The organism is Alloprevotella sp., from assembly GCF_057240785.1.
On the sequence record NZ_DBHHRH010000038.1, the window covers coordinates 118,163 to 135,796 of the forward strand.

The window sequence follows — 17,634 nt, forward strand, 5'->3', positions numbered from 1 at the left end:
TAAGTCAAGATAAAAATTATCCTTTTATTCTACTCTAAAAACAGATATATACCTATTCAAAAATATCCTTATTGTGTCAGCGGGCACAATAAGGATGTCAGCTGACGCAATAAGGATATTTCCAAACGCGAGTATTGTATTCTCACATGCTTCTAACTCACTGATAAACAAGCATAAAGAATCCCGAAGAATGTTTACTCTTCGGGATTAAAGTTTAGTCAGAATGTTGGATAAAGACCTATTTCACATCTTCAAAATCAACGTATTCTCCCTCATCTCGTTGATATATTTTCTGTTCTTTCTGGTGCGACTCTTGCTGATGAGTATGCTGATCTTCACGTGTATTCTCTCCTGTGAATCGGCGCGTTTGCTTGTTCATTCCAAAAAGGAAATGCCCCAAGCGAAGTACTGGCAAAAGAACGAGAGCGAAGAGAGCGAGAAAAATCGCACCTAAACAGCCTAATAGTTGTGTCATAATCTAATTTCTAAATGGTGTATTTGTCCATACAAAAAAAACAAATCACATGCCAAAGGAGGAGCACTATTGTTTAGAAAACTTATTGTTTATTACAGAAACAATAATATAAAGCGGAATGATTGTCACAAATGCAGCAAGACCTAAAATAGCAATCAGAACAGCACTGAGAAGAATGAACACATAGCGTAGCTCGTTGTGCTTCCACCCGAAACTCTTAAACTTGAGGGCAAACATAGGAATTTCGCTTACGAGCAACCAACAACTAATGAAGATACCCACAATCAAGGCGTAGGGGAGCCATGATGCAGTGGACAACGAAGTGGGCAGACTAACGATGAGCGTGGCCCAGAAAAGAGCATTGGCAGGTGTGGGAAGTCCGATAAACCCCATAGTTTGGCGTTCGTCAAGATTAAACTTAGCTAATCGCAAAGCACTGAAGGCTGCAACGAGGAAGGCCAAGCAGGGGACATGAACAAGAAGTTCTCCACTTTCAGCAGTGAAATAAAAACCAAGCTTGGAGAAGATAAAGGCTGCAGGAGCAAAACCAAATGTTATGACATCAGCAAGCGAATCAAGTTCTTTCCCTATAGGGGAGGATACTTTCAGTAGGCGTGCGGCAAAACCATCGAAGAAATCGAAGATTGCACCAACGATGATAAATGTTAGAGCTGTACTATATTCTCCTTTAAAAGCGAAATAAGTGGCAATACAGCCTGAGATGAGATTACAACAAGTGATGGTGTTTGGAATGTGCTTCTTCATTTCTTTATTGTACTATATAATGAATAAAATGATGCAAAAAAGGTTGCATAGGCAACCTTTTCCGCATGATAAAATAAATATGTCTTAGGGATTGAGCTTTCCAATAATGGTTTGATTACCTGTAACAGTTTGCCCAACTTCTACGTTGATGGTAGTGCCTAAAGGTAGGAAAACATCGACGCGTGAACCAAACTTAATAAAGCCCATGTGTTCGTCAATATAGCACTCTTCATTCTCATGGGCATAGGTTACAATCCGACGAGCTACTGCACCTGCAATTTGACGAACAAGAACTTCCTGACCTTCGGGAGTCTCAATGACAATGGTACTACGTTCGTTTTCTGTGGAGGACTTAGGCAACCATGCTTTATAGAAGTTTCCATCATGGTGCTTGACCATCTTCACAATGCCTTGTACTGGAAACCAATTGGCATGAACGTTGAAGAGCGACATGAAGATACTAACCATTATGCGGCGGTCATGAAAATATTCATTTTCCTCAACTTCTTCTACTACTACAATTTTACCGTCAGCACCTGCTACCACATTATTCTCAGGCTCGCCCGTAAATACACGGATGGGACAACGGAAAAAATTGATAATAATGCCATAAACGATGAGGCTTATCGCAAAAGAAATGTAAAAAGGAATTAAAGAAGTTTCTTTCAAAAAGTAGTAAAGAAGGCCGTTGATAAGCGCCAAGATGCAGAAACCTACAATGAGCGTGAGATTTCCTTCATGATGCAAGCGAATGGTCTTGATATGTTTCATATTCTTTGGGAGCTAAAAAGTGACCGAATAACACATTCGGACATAAACTTAAGTGCAAAGTTAGCAAAAATAAATAAATACTCCTTTAAGATGGGACTTTTATGTCCTGGCACAAAAGTTCTTTAACTACAAATCATATATGTTTCAGAACATCGTATAGATGTTCGTCGTCAAAGAATAGTTAAAAGGAGGCCTCATATATGGCATCAAAAATAGAGACATATCATATATAGAAAAAGCCGCCTCCATAGGGAAGCGGCTAAACGTATAATTGTGATTGGATTGCTTTGTACTACTTAGACTCCTTGCTGTTTGAGATAAGCTTCAGCATTTTTAGCAACAGCATTCGTGGGGTCAATAGACAGCAGGTCATTGGTAACACGACGTGCATCCTGCAACATATCTTTATTGATGTAATAGAAAATCAAATAACGATCTGCTTCTGTGCGGGCACTCTTCACGTCTTCACTCTTACCAGCGCGCTTGAGAACTTCTTCGTAGAGTTCGCGAACCTTATCCTGCGGTTTGCTTGAATCGGTGATATTGATACGAGCACGCATCAAAACTGCTTGATAATTGTCTGGAGTGCGATCTGCAATGGTCTGGAAGAGTTCATCACCAGCTTTGAAGTACTCAGCCTTCTTTTCTGGGCTAACAGACTTCTCTTGGCTCGCTGCAGCATAGATTTCGCCGAGGCGGAAGCTGTCTGCCATTTGTGCCTTATCACCAAGAATTTGCAGATACTTTTGGAAAGCGCCTAGAGCTGCTTCTGGCTGATGATCGCGACGATAGAGCATTGCCAATTCCTTATAACTGGTTGCTTTTGTTGAATCTTTTTCGATAGCCTTCTTATAGTTTGCAATGGCCATAGGAATATCGTTGCTCTCTGAGGCATAGTTTGCTGCGTATTCGTAGTCTAGAGAGATGTAGAGAGAGTCAGCGAAACGCTTCTCTGTGATATATTTGATACTCTCCTTTGCTTTGTCGAGCTCATAGTTGTTAACATCAGCAAAGAACTGCATACGAGGGAAAATGATATCTTTCGGATCGAGCGGAGCAAACTGCACTGCCTTTTCTTTCAAATCGAAGAATTCAGCAGTAGAATACAGACTCAAACAATAGTTCTCAGCTGCACGAACGTCGATATTTTCTGGTTTTACAGCTGCAAAATATGCTTTATAATTGGCTACTGCATCCTTGAATTTATCAAGATTATAGTTGATGTCGCCCAACTGCTTGTCAACGTCAACATCGTTAGGATCGAGAGCTTTAATTTTATTGAGCATATCAACAGCAACCGCGGGGTTTACGTTCTTATAAACAAAAGCATTGGCACGCATAGCTGTAATATTGTTAGGCTCATAAGCGAGTATCTCGTCATACTTCTGGCCTGCACCACCATAATCCTTACGAAGCATTGCTACCTGTCCTGCAAAGAAAAGTCCTGGAACGAATTTTGGATCGTTCTGATAGATTTGCTTTGCACACATATTGGCGCAAGGATAAATCTTTGCATTCAGGAAAAAGTCGCCCACATCAATCAGCTTTTGATTGTTGCTCTTAACGCTCCTCATCATCTTTTGGAAAACAGTGAAGGCCTTGTCGGGATCGCTAAGTTGAAGTTCAAGAACCTGTTGCGCTTGAGCTTCCAATTCGCCGCTAAGCGGGCTAGCTGTATAGCCCTTGTCCATCTGTGCACTTGCGGATACGCCAACGAAGAGCATCGCTGCGAGTGCTAAACCTTTCAGGAAATTACTTTTCATACTATCTTAAAAATTTATTGTTCCACAATAAGTCCGTTTTATCCTCACAAACGTTAAGAATAACTATAGTTCATGCGCTTTGTATTCTTTTCGCTGAAGATATAGCTGCAAAAGTAGTAAAAATCTTCGTAGTGAATAAGGTTTGAGAGTTTTTTTGAACTTTATAACGCTTATCCACTGATTCTTGAGCAGTGTACGGAGTTATAGAATTTAACAAAATCTTTAGTTGACATTCACGCTGCGAATCTGTACTGGCATAACAGGAAGCAACTGACTATTGTTGCAGAATATCAACTGTCCTTTTTGTCCTTTCAACCAGAAATATAGGAGCTTAGACATAGAGCGTTCGCGGGGATCGGTAGTGATTGCATAGACAGAACGGACCAGAGGATATTGCCCCATAGCTATACAGTATTGGTAAGGACGATAGAACTGTGGATATGCGTCATCGGAACTTGTCACCAGCATCACTCTGACATCGAGGGAATTGAAATTGGGCAATACGTTCTCGCTCTTTCCGCGCAACCAGTCAGTACCAACAACACCAATTGCATTTGGATTTTCCTTGACTGCTTCAATAACTGCCGTATTAGTACCTTGAGCATAAAGATTTCCCTTGAGCCCTTTGCCACCACAAAGGCTATCGCGCATATAACGAACAGTGCTTGACCCTGAATTATCAAAAACTAGACTTAACTTACCTTTTTTCTTACTATCGCGAAGCTGGCTCCAATCAGTAATCTGTCCACTCACAATCTTCTTAACTTCACTAAGACGAATGGTACTATCGGGATTATTCTTATTTATAATAAGCGCAAAAGCTTCACTGGCAATCATAGATTGTGAGGCACTATGGCCCGCTTGCTGTATTTTCTGTAGCTCGCGCGCTGTTAATTTGCGAGTTACTACTATTGAACGCAGAGAGTCGTCGACGAGCAAACGAATGGCAGAATCTTCGCTGCAATACAGGGGCAACAAATTAGCTTGAACATGAGACAAGCCAAACTGCTGCAACTGCTCTGCCATTATAGGCTGAAACGTTTCATCTATCGCAATCTTGACATCATTAGATGTTAGCCAACTATTATCAGCTTTCTTTTTACCGCCACAGGATGCTAGAAGCAGAAGAGTAGCAGCAAGCAACAAAATTTTCTTCATACTCTAAAATTTATTTGTTTGCCGCAAATTTACATATTTATTTGTAAGTAATAGCAATAGCTTAGATTTCAAAAAAAAGAACAGTCCTCAAAAGAGAACTGTTCTTAATATAAAGATGAGTCAGATTAGTTAATCTTGAAACGTACAGGGAGCGTGTACCAAACAGGTACGGGATGACCCTGAGATTTTGCAGGAATGAAGCGCGGGAGAGAACGAACAGTCTTGATAGCTGCTTGATCGCACTCACGAGAGAGGCTCTTCTTTACCATTACGTCACTAACAGAACCATCCTTATCAACCTTGAAACGAAGAACTACAGTACCTTGCAATTCTTGCTCAAGAGCAATTTCGGGATACTTCACGTGGCTATTAACGTAGCTGATAAGAGCTGCTTCACCACCAGGGAAACTTGCCTGAACTTCTACGAGGGCATTATCAACAACTTCTTCCTGTTTGGGAGGAATAGTAGTACCACCAGTGCGCTGGTTGTCCTTCAAGTCGTCAATATTGATACCGTTCTTAGAGTCGCCAGCGTAGTCTTGAGATGCAATGGCGAAGTTGGACTTACCCAGTTCTTTCTGCGTCTTCAACTCCTTAGACTTATCAACGAGATTATCGTCAACAATCTTTGGAACAGTAAAACCGATAGAAGCCTTTACAGCAACTTTCTGAACATCTGGTTTCGGTTCCTCTTTGGGTTTCTCGATCTTTTTTTCTTCTTTCTTCGGGTCTTCTTTCTTTAGCTGACTAAGAGCTGTAACTTGTTCATTGTCACCCAAGTCTGCTTTCATAGCCTTCTTCACCTCTGCACGAACAAAGGCTCCAACGATAATTGCTACGAGGACGAGGATTACAATAAGCACAGATTTTAATTGTCGACTTCCCGACTTGGCACGCAGACGATAAGCACCGTAGTCTTTATTACGTCCCTCAAATACCAGGTCGCACCAATCTTTGGCGGTCAAATTGACTTTAGACATAGTTTTTTGATTTTACTTATCGTTTTACTTACCATTCAGACGATCGATCTTAGCTTGATCCGAACCATCGAATTTATCAATTACATACTTACCAATGCTGCAAATCTGCATTTCATCGAGCACATCAATAAGGTCTTTATAAGAAGCCTTATCAGAAGGCTTAATGATGATGCTTGGCGTATCATCAGAGTTACGAATTTCTTCGAGAGCTGCTTTGTACTGTTGCTTAGCTGCGAGAGCCTTCTTGGGGTCTGAACTTTGCTGCGTATCAAATTTAGCTTTCAAAGCTTTCACGCGCTGTTGGGCAGCTGCGTTTGCTTCCATCAGGACAGCACGAATACCATCCTTACCATACGCTGTTTTCTGCAGATTGTCTGCTGTTGGCTTACCCTTAAAATAGTAGAGTTCACGATTCTCACCAATAAGAATTGTGATAGCCTTAGATTCTGCGATCTGAGAGCGATTCTGCTCATTGATATTCTCCTTATCTGAAGGCATTATGAGTTGCATCGTCTGCGGCTTCATCAAAGTTGTACACAACATAAAGAATGTCACGAGCAACATGATCATATCCACCATCGGCGTAAAGTCGACGCGGGCATTCATTTTCTTTTGTTTACTTCCAGCCATAATCATTCATGTGTGTTAGTCGCTAACGTTTTTGAGATCCGTAATAAGATTATAACGGTTCTCTTCAATGCTGCGAAGTGAATTCATAACCTGTTTAATTACAGCATAAGAAGTTTTCTGGTCTGCCTTAATGGCAATACCCATTCCTTCACCAGCCGTGGTACGGGCTGCTTTGACCCAGACACTCAGTTCGTCATTCACACTATCGCATGGAATGCCTGCTGAGGGGTCTTCCAACAAGGTGTTGCGCTGAGCTTCGGGAGCATCAAGCCAGCTCTTAATCAAGTTTAGCGGAGCGCCAAACGTTGGAGCGTTAGCAAATGCTTTCTTTTCAGCTGCATTCAGTGTAGGAAGTTTGCCTTCCGAAACCATCTCGTCTGCCAAGGCCGTCAACCGCGAGGGGTCGTCCATAGTCATAAAGACCTTACCTTGGGGATTTACAAAGATGGTAAGCAAATTCTTCTCAGGAATTTTAATTTCTGAAACAGAACCCGGAGTCTGTACCTTAATAGGTTCTTGCTTTACGAACGTTGCAGTAAGCATAAAGAAGGTAAGCAGCAGGACCATGACGTCGCTCATAGGTGTCATATCTATGAACGTGTCTTGTTTTTTTACTTTAAATCGTCCCATTGTTATTTGCTTTTGATTGATAGAGGTTGTCAGCCTTTACTATTAAAATATGGCCGACAGCGTTCGCCAACCAGTTACCTTATTTATGATTTAGTGCGTTGCGTTGAAAGTTTGAACAATAGAGAAGCCGACTTCGTCGAGAGCAAAAGTCAGACGGTCAATCTTGTTTGTATAGTAGTTATAAGTAATAACTGAGAGAGCACCAGTTGCAATACCAGAAGCAGTATTTACAAGTGCCTCAGAGATACCTGTTGCAAGGGCAGAAGAGTCAGCACCACCTTCGCCACCACCCATGGCAGAGAAAGAACGGATCATACCAACAACGGTACCAAGAAGACCGGTCAACGTACCCAGCGTTACGATAGAACCAACGATGGGGAGGTTTTCCTGCAACATTGGCATTTCGAGAGCTGTAGCCTCATCGAGAGCTTTCTGAATAGAGAGAACTTTCTGATCCTTGTCTAACTCAGTGTTTGCGTCCATTTCCTTATACTTTGCAAGCGTTGCACCAACAACGTTAGCAACAGAACCACGCTGCTTGTCGCAAAGAGCCTGAGCCTTTGCAAGATCCTTCTGCTGAAGAGCAACCTTGATGTCAGCAACGAACTTAGCAAGGCTAGTGCGGCCATAAGCGTTGCGAATAGCGAAGAAACGCTCAATAGCAAAAGCCAAAACAGAGAGAAGCATTGTCCAAATCAGAGGCACAATGAAACCACCTTTGTAGACAGTACCAATCAAGTCACCTGTGATAGGCTGAAGTTCACCATCAACCTGGAACATGAAACTCTTACCAGTTTCAACACCACCCTGGAAGTGACTAACTGCACCAAACACAAAGAGGAAGATGCAAATTGCAATCACGAAGCAGCAAAGAATCACTGCAAAACCGGACTTAATGCCCGTGAAGCCCTTAGACTGAGAAGCCTTGGGAGCGCTCTTAGGAGCGGTTGCACCTTGTGGTGCGGTAGCATTTGTTGTTGCCATTTTGTTTTTAGAATTTAGTTAATTATAAATTAATTATATTGTCTTTTAATCATTTAGAATCTCGACAGCCTTAACAGCAGCCAATAATTGGAAGCAAATATACATAAACTTTCATACATATTGCAAACTCTGTCTTAAAAAGTATAAGTTTTTTTATTCTCTTTGTTTATGCTTTAAACTCACTTATCTATAAAATTAGATTTCAAGAATGTTTTTATAGAAATACATAAGATACCTCGAACAAATTATTATTAATTCAAAGAGTGGATTTCAAAAGTATTCGCATTATTCATAAAACCGTGTTGTAAAATCAGATTTATGACTTAGTGAGCATTAGCAAACAGCAATATTTCAAAAAAACAGTATCTTTGCCCTGTAAAATCTAACAAAATTAGAATTGTTATGGAAAAGATCGACTGGTCGAACTTGAAATTTGGTTACATGAAGACGGACTACAACGTTCGTTGCTACTATCACAATGGAGAGTGGGGTGAGATTGAGGTAAGTTCTGATGAAAATATCTCGCTTCATATGGCGGCTATATGTCTCCATTATGGACAGGAAGCTTTTGAAGGTCTCAAGGCTTTCCGTTGCCCAGATGGAAAAGTACGCATTTTCCGCATGGAAGAAAATGCAGCACGTATGCAATCCACAAGTCGAGGTATCGAAATGGCAGAAATGCCTACCGATAAGTTCTGCGAGATGGTAAAAAAGGTTGTACATCTCAATGAGCGTTTCATACCTCCCTACGAGAGTGGCGCAGCTCTTTATATCCGTCCATTACTCATAGGTATAACACCAGATGTTGGAGTGAAGCCTGCACAAGATTTTTTATTCATTATATTCACCACTCCCGTTGGGCCCTACTTCAAAGGAGGATTTGCAACTAACAATTATGTTATTATGCGTGATTATGACCGTGCGGCTCCCCTTGGAACTGGATGCTACAAGGTAGGCGGCAACTATGCTGCTAGCTTGAAAGCAAACGTTACGGCTCATAAAGCTGGTTACGCAGGAGAATTCTATCTTGACGCAAAAGAAAAAAAGTATATAGATGAATGTGGAGCAGCTAATTTCTTTGGTATAAAGAATAATACCTACATCACACCTAAATCTTCTAGCATTCTGCCATCCATTACAAATAAGAGTCTTCAGCAGATTGCTCTCGACTTAGGCTTAAAAGTGGAAGCACGCCAAATTCCAGAAGAAGAACTCGCCACCTTTGAAGAAGCTGGTGCATGTGGAACAGCAGCAGTCATCAGCCCAATCAATCGCATTGACGACCTCGAGAAGGGGCTCCAATATCAGATTGCAAAAGATGGAGAACCAGGCCCTATCTCAACAAAACTCTACACCACATTGCGCAACATTCAATACGGTATAGAAGAAGATCGCCACGGATGGGTCACTGTTCTAGATTAACCACTGAATTTGCAAAATCTCCACACCAGAGTAAAACAATTAAAGATGAAATATCCTACGCTCATAATAGGTCTTTTAGCCGCTTCCGTTCTTTTGCCTGCTTGTAACGGGCAGAAGAGCGATAAGGAGAAAGAACTGGCGGAACTCCGACAGTTGGCTGAACTGGATCGCCGAGAGATGGAAAATCAGTATGCCGAATATGCTGCACAATACGGCGAGATGAAGAAGACGATCAAGGACGATACCCTTCAAGCTCGTCTCAACGCGGAGCAGCTACGCGCCGAACGCCTGTTAGCAGAACTCAAGAATACAAAAGCAACAAGTTCTGCTGAAATTCTCCGACTCAAGAAAGAATTGGCAACAGTACGCGCAGTCTTGCGCGACTATATTCGACAGGTTGACTCTCTTCAACAAAAGAATATTCGCTTAACTTCTGAACGCGATGCGGCACGTGCTGATGCAGCTCTTTCTCACCAACAAAATGAAGCGCTAACAACAAGCAATCAGCAACTCAAAGAAACAGTTGAAGTGGCAGCACAGCTCAATGCAACAAGCATTAGTGTCACACCAATCAAAAAGAACGGAAAACCGGCAAAGAACACAAAGGATATTAAGAACTTTGTCATCAACTTTAATATTGCACGCAATGTCACTGCTAAAACTGGTAACCGCACAGTTTACGTTCGCCTTTTGAAACCGAGTCAAAACGTTTTAGGAGTCTCTGGGAGTTTCAAATACGAGAATAAGAATATACAATTTAGCGCTTCTCGCCAAGTGGAATATACTGGTCAAGACACGCACGTTTCCATCTATGTACCAGCAAACGAATACTTAGAACCTGGAACCTATTCTGCTTATATCTTCTGCGACGGTCAAATGATCGGTAGCAGCAATGTAACAATGAATAAGTAGCTTCTACTAGAAACATTGGAGTTTTATAATTTTCCAATAAAGCTCTAAACCTTCTTTTCATCCGCAATGCCTTCTACAGGGCGTTGCGGATTTTTTTCTTGTACTATTTTTTATAAAAAGGTCTCCACACTTATTTGTGTAGAGACCCTTAAACTTTATCTGTATCTAAACAATTTACTCTGCTTCAGCAGCAGGAGCTGTCTGACGATAATAAGCAAGTTGCTCTGGAGTCATATTCATGATGAAAGCATGGTGTTTAGCAACTTCTGCTGCAACATGATTAGCATAAACGTGTGCACTCTTAGCGAAGAGGTCTGGGCGTTCGTTAGCATTGTAAAGCAAGAGGTGGAGCATAATAGTATCCGCAGCGATCTCTACGAGATGACGTGCACAGATATCGTGGAGCTCCTGATTTGCGGCTTCCTTCACCTTAGCAGTAGCTTCTTCTAGCTTATCAGCCATCGTTTTAGCAATGTTTTGCAGAGGTTGGAGATCGACACTCAGCTGAGTAGCTTCGAACTCACGGCATTGAGCTAAATAAGAACCATTGGTGACGTAGCGAATGGCAGCAACTACTTGCAACTGCGTTGTACCTTCATAGATGCTTGTAATACGTGCATCGCGATAGTAGCGCTGAAGAGCATAATCCATCATGAAACCAGAGCCACCGAGAATCTGGATGCCATCGTAGGTATTTTGGTTAGCATATTCAGAGTTCATACCCTTTGCCAGCGGTGTGAGACTATCAGCAAGTTTTGCATAAGCTTTCTGCTCTTTACGCTCTTCTGGTTCGAGCTTGCGTTCGCGAGCAATATCTTCAAGAGTTTTGTAGATATCAACATAGCGACTGCACTGATAGAGCAATGCACGACCAGCATCCAATTTAGCTTTCATCAGTGCCAGCATATCGTAGACAGCTGGGAAGTTGATAATCTTCTTACCAAACTGCTCACGATCTTTAGCATAAGAAAGTGCCTCATCGTATGCGCCTTGAGAGATACCTACACTCTGGGCAGCAATACCTAGACGAGCACCATTCATCAGCGCCATGACATACTTGATAAGTCCGAGTTTGCGATCACCGCAAAGTTCGGCATGTGCATTCTTATACACAAGTTCGCAAGTGGGGCTTCCGTGAATACCCAATTTATTCTCAATACGACGTACATTTACGCCACCTTGACGCTTATCATATATAAACATAGAGAGACCACGACCATCCGTCGTGCCTTCTTCTGAACGAGCCAAAACGAGGTGGATATCTGCATCGCCATTGGTGATAAAACGCTTCACACCATTGAGTAACCAGCAACCCTCCTCTTCACTATAAGTAGCCTTCAGCATAACGCGCTGTAAGTCAGAACCTGCATCGGGTTCAGTCAAGTCCATTGACATGGTCTCACCTGCACACACACGAGGAATAAAGCGAGAGTGCTGATCTTCATTACCAAACTCATAGAGCGTCTCGATACAATCTTGCAAGCTCCAGATATTACCGAAAGCTGCATCTTTTGCTGCAACAATTTCAGCACACATCGTGTAAGGAGTGATGGAGAAATTGAGACCGCCAAAGCGACGCGGCATCGTCATACCGTTCATACCTGCGCTCACCATCGCCTTCAGATTAGCTTCTGTTCCCGAAGCATAACGAACGCGGTCGCCTTCATGGTGAGGACCTTCAAGGTCTACTCCCTCAGCATTATCGGCAATGGTAGTAGCTGTTATGTCGCCAACTATGTCGAGCACGCGATCGTAACTATCCATCGTATCGGCATAGTCCAGCGGTGCGTAATCAAATTTATCTTTGTCTGCAAAGTTGCGTTCTTTCAACTCAACGATGCGCTTCATAAGAGGATGGTTCAGCTCGAACTTCAGTTCCTCATGATCGCTATAACAATTTGCCATATCTCTTACTTGCTATTTTCTTTGTAATACTTAATAAGTTTGGGAACTACTTCCTCTACTGCACCCGTGATAACGTAATCAGCGATTTTATTGATAGGTGCTTCAGGATCGGTATTGATAGAGATGATGATGCCACTCTCTTGCATACCTGCAACGTGCTGAATGGCACCGCTGATACCGCAAGCAAAATATACTTTGGGACGTACCGTTACACCAGTCTGACCAATCTGTAGTTCGTGTTCGCAAAAACCTGCATCGACAGCAGCACGACTGGCACCAACTTCACCATGAAGCTCTTCAGCCAATTTGCGAAGTAAGTCGAAACCTTCCTTGCTACCAACGCCATAACCACCAGCTACAACAATTGGAGAGGATTTCAGATTGTTCTTAGCCTTCTCTACATGACGCTCCAGAACTTTTACGATATAATCTTCCGCAGGTACAAACTTAGCAACATCTTCATAGATAACTTCTCCCTTGTATTCGGGATCCACTACTTCAGCTTTCATCACGCCACTACGCACCGTAGCCATTTGAGGACGGTGATCGGGATTAACAATCGTTGCAACAATGTTACCACCAAAAGCAGGACGAATCTGATAGAGCAGATTATCGTAGTGCTTACCTGCTTTCTTATCGTCATAATCGCCGATCTCAAGTGCTGTACAATCAGCCGTAAGACCGCTAGTAAGAGAACTTGAAACGCAGGGGCCGAGATCACGTCCGATAACAGTAGCACCCATCAAACAAACCTGTGGTTTCTCTTGCTTGAAGAGATTCACGAGGATGTCCGTGTGGGGCTTCGTTGTGTATGGATAAAGACCTTCTGCATCAAACACGTGGAGTTTGTCAACACCATAAGAAAGAATTTCTTTCTCTACATGTCCCTTAATGCCAGCACCAGCAACAATAGCTTCGAGCTGTACACCTAACTGATTTGCCAACTTACGGCCTTTTGTCAGAAGTTCAAAGGAAACTTCCTCTACCGTAGTCTTATCTATTTCGCAATATACAAATACGTTATTCATTGTTTCCTTTTTTAATTATCCGATTGTATGGCTATCTAACAATTCCTTAACAAGACTCTCGACATCGGCATCAGCAGCTGTGAGTTGCTTGCTTTCTTTTGCCTTGAACACAATATTCTGAACGGCTTTCACCTTTGTAGGAGAACCTGCGAGACCGCACTGTTCAAGGTCGCCATCAACATCTGCAACACCCCATTGCGTTACAGTCAAATAAGGTTTCTTATCGTATTCTTCTGCATAGGGTAAGCCCTCTGCGGGGCGCTCCATAGGAGCTGTAGCGCGCTTGTACTTCATCACAAGTTTAGCATTGCGTGGACGACAAGGAGCCGCGTCACCATTCACAGTGAGCAAGAGAGGTAGCGGTGCCTGAACACGTTCTACACCGCCATCGATATGACGTGTAACAGTAATCTGACCATCTTTAATTTCGTCGATACTCGTGACATAAGTGATTTGGTTTAGTCCGAGTTTCTGAGCCACCTGCGGACCTACCTGAGCCGTATCACCATCAATAGCTTGGCGTCCACCAATGATAAGATCGGGCACACCAATCTTGCGAATAGCCATAGAAAGAGCATAGCTCGTTGCAAGTGTATCTGCACCGGCAAAAGCTCTATCTGTCAGCAGATAGCCGCCATCAGTTCCACGATAGAGACCTTCACGAATCACTTCTGTGGCACGGGGAGGCCCCATTGTCAAAATATGAATGGTTGAACCTGGATTCTGATCTTTAAGACGCAGGGCCTGCTCAAGGGCGTTCAAATCCTCAGGATTGAAAATAGCAGGGAGGGCTGCACGATTCACTGTGCCTTGCGGCGTCATGGCATCGGGGCCCACGTTGCGAGTGTCGGGTACTTGTTTGGCAAGTACAACGATTTTAAGACTCATATTAAAAGTTGTTAGTTGATTTATCTAAAACTATCGAATTAATTCGGCGCAAAATTACGCATTTTATATAAGCAGAGCAAGTTTCCCCTTTCTTTTTTGCGCATTGCGGCCTATTTTGTGCGATTGTAACAATTTTTCTAAAAGAACTCTGACCATCACGGATACGGAACTGTTTGAAAATAGAACTGAACGCAACACTTATATTTTATATAAAAGGTGTATTTTTGTGCAAATAATAAAATAAGAGAAATATGAAAATAGGAGATCGCGTTAGGTTTCTCAACGAAGTGGGAGGAGGCATTATTGCTGGCTTTCCCAGTAAGAAAACTGTACTCGTCACAGATGAGAGTGGTTTTGACATTCCCGTTTTAGTTACAGATGTGGTAGTTGTTGAGACAGACGGCTATAATATTGTTCGGACTCCCAAAGAGGAAGCGAAGGCTAAAAAACAATCTGAAACTAAACAACCAGACACGTATATTCACAGTGACGACAATGAGGAGGAGGAAGAAGAGGACGACAGACCTATCACCTTTCGCCCGCGCCCCTTGGAACGCCGAGGAGCTGATGTTCTTAATCTCTTCTTAGCTTTTGTTGCTCCGAAAGGTTTAGATGCTCCAGACACCTCGTTTGAAGCTTATCTCATCAATGATAGCAACCTATACATTCAATTCATTTTGCTCAATCAAGATGGAAAGGCATTCACTGTTCGTCACGCCGGTCTGATTGAGCCGAACACAAAACTTTTCTTGGAGGAATTTCTACGCACCGAACTCAATGAGTGGGAAAAGGTGACAATACAGGCCATTGCTTACAAGCAGGATAAGCCTTATCGCTTGAAGAAACCTATTGACGTTTCTTTGCGTTTGGAAGGTGCAAAATTCTATAAGCTACACACCTTTACACATAACGATTTCTTCAATCTGCCTGCTCTCATTTTCGATGTCGTGCGCGATGACAAACCTGCACGCAGTATATTCATAGATGCGGATGATATAAAAGAGGCGATTATAGAGACAAAGCAGCCCGAACACATTCTGCGCCAACCTGCGCGCACAAAGACTCAAGCAGCAGATGGGCCTATTGAGGTTGATCTCCATGCAGAAGAGATTCTCGACAGCACGCGCGGAATGGAACCAAAAGATATTCTTGACTATCAGCTAAAAGTATTCCGCGAAACAATGGAACAAGAAAAGAAGCACAAAGGACAAAAGATCGTGTTCATCCATGGCAAAGGAGAAGGAGTTCTGCGAAATGCACTCCTCAAAGAGTTGCGCTCACACTACAAAGAATGTCGCTACCAAGACGCCAGCTTCCGCGAATATGGATATGGGGCAACAATGGTCATTATTGGTTAACAAGTGTAAGTAGCCCCCTCTCCTATCGAGAGTAAGACAAAAAACAACGAGACACAAACTCATTGCGAATTTTCGCTGTAGTTTGTGTCTCGTTATTTTTTACAAGGCAAAAGCCTAATACTATCTTATCGCTGAATGTATGCTAATACATCGCCTTTGGCTACATGACCGCCTTGCTTAGCAGCAATCTCTACTAACTTACCGCCGAGAGCTGCGGGGATTTCAAGAATCTGGCCGTGGTTGTTCTCAATGTAGCAGAAGAAATCGCCTTCCTTGTATTGTTTACCAATGTAAGGCTCAATGCTCTGAACGTTTTCGCCATCGCCATTGATTTCCCACAGAACGATACCTGCCTCTGGAGCCACAACGGCATCTGCGTTAGCGTGCTTCAAAGCCAAAGCTTCTTCGGGAGAAACACCCTTGCTCATGGCCTTATCCTTGGCTGCTTGCAAATCGGCGAGGAATTGCTTCTTAGCTGAACCGTCCTTGTAAGCGCGATACTGTGTCTCATGCATGGCAAACTCGTAGAGCTCTTCATCATCAGATCCGAGTTCCCATCCATTCTCTTCCATTTCCTTACGGAACTTATCGAGACAGTTTGGATAGAGTTCACGCGGATTGCCTGTATAGAACTCACGGTTCTGCTCTTTTGCAAGCGCAATAATCTCGGGAGCAACCTCTCCAGGCAACTTACCAGACTTACCGAGAATCATACCCCACATATTTTCGTCCATCATGGAGAAACGTGGTTTGCCCATTGATTCCGTAAGGAGGTTCATCAAGGCAATGTTTTTAACATACTGGCTGAAAGGTGTTACCAAAGGAGGATAACCTACGCGAGGCCATACATAGCCCACTTCATCAAAGAGCTTGATGAGCAGTTCGTCCTCGGTGTAAGCTGGCTCGCCGTTCTTTTCGCGATTGTTATTGATAGCTTGCATCGCGCCTTTGAGATCGGCCATCATTGAACCCATCATACCGCCCGGCAGACCACAACCTAAGAGCAATGAACTCATGAAGTGGTTTTGAGGATTCATGAAATAGCCCAAGAAGTCGTCAACAAACTCTTGCGTCAAAGCGCGTGCTTCCATGTAAGCTTGCATATTGATTTCGGGAACATCGAAACCATAATTCTTCAGCATACTCTGCACGGAGATAACATCGGCATGACCTTTACCCCATGACAGAGGTTCCATGGCCACATCAATAATATCGGCACCATTCTTACAAACCTCCAAAATGCTGGCCATATTCAGACCTGGACCGGAATGGCTATGATACTCGATGATAATATCTGGGTGCTTGGTCTTGATAACATTGGTCAACTTTCCGAGCAATGCTGGCTGACCAATACCTGCCATATCTTTCAAGCAGATTTCAGGAGCACCAGCTTCAATGAGTTGGTCTGCAATGCCGCTGTAGTATTCTACCGTATGAATCGGAGAATTAGTGATACAGAGCGTTGCCTGCGGGGTCATACCTGCTTCAAGAGCCCATTTGATACTGGGGATAATATTACGAACATCGTTCAAGCCGCAGAATATGCGTGTGATGTCAACACCTTGTGCGTGCTTCACCTTGTACTGCAACTGACGGAGATCGTCAGGACAGGGAAACATACGGAGAGCGTTGAGACCGCGGTCGAGCATGTGCGTTTTAATGCCCACTTCGTTAAAAGGCTTTGTAAACGCGCGTACTGCATCGTTGGGATTCTCGCCGTAGAGAAGATTCACTTGCTCAAAAGCACCACCATTGGTTTCTACACGAGCAAAACACCCCATCTTGATGATAACAGGTGCAATGCGTTCCAACTGGTCCTTGCGCGGCTGAAATTTACCGTAGGACTGGAACATGTCACGATAGACAAGGCTGAACTGGATTTTACGTTTTGCTGTCATATATTACAATCTATTATTTGGACGCGAATTTAACAATTTATTTTAGCAATCAAGATTGTACACTCGT

16 protein-coding genes are annotated in these 17,634 nt (G+C 43.0%); 3 read left to right on the forward strand and 13 right to left on the reverse strand.

Translation table 11 applies throughout. The features are described from left to right. Positions 1-238 precede the first annotated feature (238 nt). From ACO4R2_RS09625 to ACO4R2_RS09665, 9 genes are all read right to left on the reverse strand, one after another. Positions 239-475, reverse strand: coding sequence for a DUF4834 family protein (locus ACO4R2_RS09625; RefSeq protein WP_484770011.1), 237 nt, complete (start codon positions 473-475; stop codon positions 239-241). Positions 476-541: 66 nt separating this feature from the next. Then, complete coding sequence (locus tag ACO4R2_RS09630) at positions 542-1,240, reverse strand: CDP-alcohol phosphatidyltransferase family protein (RefSeq protein WP_315090306.1); 699 nt, start codon at positions 1,238-1,240, stop codon at positions 542-544. 84 nt (positions 1,241-1,324) lie between these two features. Then, the gene (locus ACO4R2_RS09635; RefSeq protein ID WP_315090303.1) at positions 1,325-2,011 is read right to left on the reverse strand and encodes a phosphatidylserine decarboxylase family protein; all 687 of its coding nucleotides are present in this window, start codon (positions 2,009-2,011) and stop codon (positions 1,325-1,327) included. 296 nt (positions 2,012-2,307) lie between these two features. Next, positions 2,308-3,774 (reverse strand): tetratricopeptide repeat protein, encoded by a 1,467-nt coding sequence (locus ACO4R2_RS09640; protein WP_484770012.1) that lies wholly within the window; start codon positions 3,772-3,774, stop codon positions 2,308-2,310. A gap of 222 nt (positions 3,775-3,996) precedes the next feature. Next, positions 3,997-4,932, reverse strand: coding sequence for a PstS family phosphate ABC transporter substrate-binding protein (locus ACO4R2_RS09645; protein WP_484770013.1), 936 nt, complete (start codon positions 4,930-4,932; stop codon positions 3,997-3,999). A gap of 125 nt (positions 4,933-5,057) precedes the next feature. Continuing rightward, a complete protein-coding gene (locus tag ACO4R2_RS09650) occupies positions 5,058-5,912 on the reverse strand; it encodes an energy transducer TonB (RefSeq protein WP_484770014.1) in 855 nt (284 codons plus the stop codon). Positions 5,913-5,936: 24 nt separating this feature from the next. Next, positions 5,937-6,548 carry an ExbD/TolR family protein gene (locus tag ACO4R2_RS09655; RefSeq protein WP_484770015.1) on the reverse strand — a complete coding sequence of 204 codons (612 nt, stop codon included), beginning with the start codon at positions 6,546-6,548 and terminating at the stop codon, positions 5,937-5,939. Between the two features lie 9 nt (positions 6,549-6,557). Next, on the reverse strand, positions 6,558-7,172 hold the full coding sequence (locus ACO4R2_RS09660; RefSeq protein WP_315090297.1) for a biopolymer transporter ExbD: 615 nt from the start codon (positions 7,170-7,172) through the stop codon (positions 6,558-6,560). A 90-nt stretch (positions 7,173-7,262) separates the two neighbouring features. Further along, positions 7,263-8,156 carry a MotA/TolQ/ExbB proton channel family protein gene (locus ACO4R2_RS09665; protein WP_311490537.1) on the reverse strand — a complete coding sequence of 298 codons (894 nt, stop codon included), beginning with the start codon at positions 8,154-8,156 and terminating at the stop codon, positions 7,263-7,265. 390 nt (positions 8,157-8,546) lie between these two features. Between ACO4R2_RS09665 and ACO4R2_RS09670 the strand changes: the two genes are divergently transcribed. Continuing rightward, positions 8,547-9,578 (forward strand): branched-chain amino acid aminotransferase, encoded by a 1,032-nt coding sequence (locus ACO4R2_RS09670; RefSeq protein ID WP_484770065.1) that lies wholly within the window; start codon positions 8,547-8,549, stop codon positions 9,576-9,578. A gap of 45 nt (positions 9,579-9,623) precedes the next feature. After that, positions 9,624-10,490: a hypothetical protein gene (locus ACO4R2_RS09675; RefSeq protein WP_484770016.1), complete on the forward strand. Its 867-nt coding sequence runs from the start codon at positions 9,624-9,626 to the stop codon at positions 10,488-10,490. A 174-nt stretch (positions 10,491-10,664) separates the two neighbouring features. Here the strand turns inward: ACO4R2_RS09675 and ACO4R2_RS09680 are convergent, their stop codons facing one another. The 3 genes from ACO4R2_RS09680 to ACO4R2_RS09690 are packed head-to-tail and all read right to left on the reverse strand — an operon-like array spanning position 10,665 to position 14,311. After that, a complete protein-coding gene (locus ACO4R2_RS09680; protein WP_484770017.1) occupies positions 10,665-12,395 on the reverse strand; it encodes an acyl-CoA dehydrogenase family protein in 1,731 nt (576 codons plus the stop codon). A gap of 5 nt (positions 12,396-12,400) precedes the next feature. Continuing rightward, on the reverse strand, positions 12,401-13,423 hold the full coding sequence (locus tag ACO4R2_RS09685) for an FAD-binding protein (RefSeq protein WP_311490540.1): 1,023 nt from the start codon (positions 13,421-13,423) through the stop codon (positions 12,401-12,403). A gap of 15 nt (positions 13,424-13,438) precedes the next feature. Further along, positions 13,439-14,311, reverse strand: a complete 873-nt coding sequence (locus tag ACO4R2_RS09690; protein WP_311490541.1) for an electron transfer flavoprotein subunit beta/FixA family protein — start codon at positions 14,309-14,311, stop codon at positions 13,439-13,441. A gap of 251 nt (positions 14,312-14,562) precedes the next feature. Here ACO4R2_RS09690 and ACO4R2_RS09695 point away from each other — a divergent pair, with 251 nt between their 5' ends. Continuing rightward, positions 14,563-15,669: a DUF2027 domain-containing protein gene (locus ACO4R2_RS09695; protein WP_484770018.1), complete on the forward strand. Its 1,107-nt coding sequence runs from the start codon at positions 14,563-14,565 to the stop codon at positions 15,667-15,669. A gap of 125 nt (positions 15,670-15,794) precedes the next feature. Here the strand turns inward: ACO4R2_RS09695 and ACO4R2_RS09700 are convergent, their stop codons facing one another. Next, complete coding sequence (locus ACO4R2_RS09700) at positions 15,795-17,567, reverse strand: oxaloacetate decarboxylase (protein WP_484770019.1); 1,773 nt, start codon at positions 17,565-17,567, stop codon at positions 15,795-15,797. Positions 17,568-17,634: the final 67 nt, after the last annotated feature.